This window comes from Corallococcus sicarius (assembly GCF_003611735.1).
Taxonomy (GTDB): domain Bacteria; phylum Myxococcota; class Myxococcia; order Myxococcales; family Myxococcaceae; genus Corallococcus; species Corallococcus sicarius.
This window is the reverse complement of record NZ_RAWG01000619.1, coordinates 1-1,514: the sequence shown is the minus strand read 5'-3', so window position 1 is coordinate 1,514 and position 1,514 is coordinate 1. Positions and strand designations below refer to the sequence as shown.

The following is a 1,514-nucleotide window of genomic DNA, read 5'->3' as shown; positions in this document are numbered from 1 at the left end:
GCCCAGGCCCCCGCCCAGGTCCGGAGCGAGGCCGCGCTTCCGGCCGCGTCGCGCCCGAGGGAGACGAACACGGCCCCCGCCACGCCCACGAGCGCCGCGAGCAGCACCCCGCCCGCGAGCCCCGTGGGGAGGCCCACGAAGGCGAGGACGTTGGGCGGGTGGTAGCCCGCCTGGAGGAGCGGACGGGCCAGCGCGAGCACGGGGGTGGAGACGTCGTCGGGGATGTAGTTGACGAAGGTGGCCAGGCCGGTGACGAGCACCGACGCCGCGCACAGCATGGCCGCGATGCCCGACAGCCACGGACGTCCGGCCCCGCGCAGCCCGTCCAGCACCAGCGCCGCGGGCAGCAGCAGGAAGGGCACCAGCCCCGTGAGGTGGCGCGGCCCCGTCGTCCAGCCCCACGAGTCGTAGGTGAACGACGACGTGAAGTACGTGTAGCCGGCGAGCGTCACCGCGGTCAGCCAGAAGAGGGCGCGGGCTTCTGGCGACGCGTGTCCCGCCGCGTTTCCCTTGCGCCGCAGGAGCACCAGGCCGGGCAGGGCGAGCAGCAGGAACGGCGACAGGGTGAAGAGCCCCCGCAGGGGGGAGAAGAACGACAGGAGGAAGGCGCGCGGATCCGGCGTGCGGATGCCCAGGAAGCCGCCCAGGTGCCACGGCTGGTAGGCCGCGTCGTTGAGGTGCTTGTAGCCGGTCTCCAGCGGGTGCCCGAAGGTGGCCTGGTGGTAGAGCATCAGCGCCGCGAGGAACGGCAGCGCGCCCAGGAAGGCGAGCCCCGTGGCCCGGCCCAGCTTCTTCAGCCGCACCGGCCACGGCTCCCCCGTCCCCAGCAGCGTGAGGGCGGCGTAGAGGATGAGGCCCAGGACGCCCAGCGCGCCGGTGTACTCGGCGGCCACGGTGGCGCCCGCGCAGGCGCCGGCCACGACGTAGCCCTTCTCCCGCCACTCGCCGCGCGACAGCCGCCACAGCGCGTAGAAGCCGGCGAAGAGCAGCACCGCCGTCGTCTGGTGGCTCATGAAGAGCAGCGAGTAGCTGAACGCCAGCGAGCCCAGCGCGTACGTCACCGTGACGGCGTCCGCGACGGGGGGCGACACGAAGGCGGACAGGAAGCGGCGCACCAGCGCCAGCAGCAGCAGCGTGGGCAGCACCGTGAGGACGAGGCGGCTGAAGAAGACGAGCGGCACCTCCGGCACGGCATAGCGGTGGCCGCCGCCCACGGCGCGCAGGGCCGCGTACACGGGCACCGCGGCGAAGGACAGCAGCGGCGCCTTGGACGGGTAGTACTTCCCGTTCATCACCGACAGGTCGCCCACCGGGCCGTAGTCGCGCAGGGCGCGGTTGATGTCGAGCGTCCCGTCCTCCACCAGCGCGCGCGTCTGCCACAGCCGGCACAGCTCGTTGGGCGAGCGCAGGCCCGGGTGGTACGGGAAGAGCACCACGTAGAGCGCCGCCACCGTGGCCCACACGCCCCGCGCAAGGCCCGGGGCCTGGCGGGGCGCCGGCGCGGTGGTGGCGGG

1 protein-coding gene is annotated in these 1,514 nt (G+C 74.1%); it reads right to left on the bottom strand.

Annotation, left to right across the window (positions count from 1 at the left end; genetic code table 11):
• On the bottom strand, window positions 1–1,514 hold a 1,514-nt coding region (locus D7X12_RS41275; protein WP_244225099.1), incomplete at both ends, for a hypothetical protein.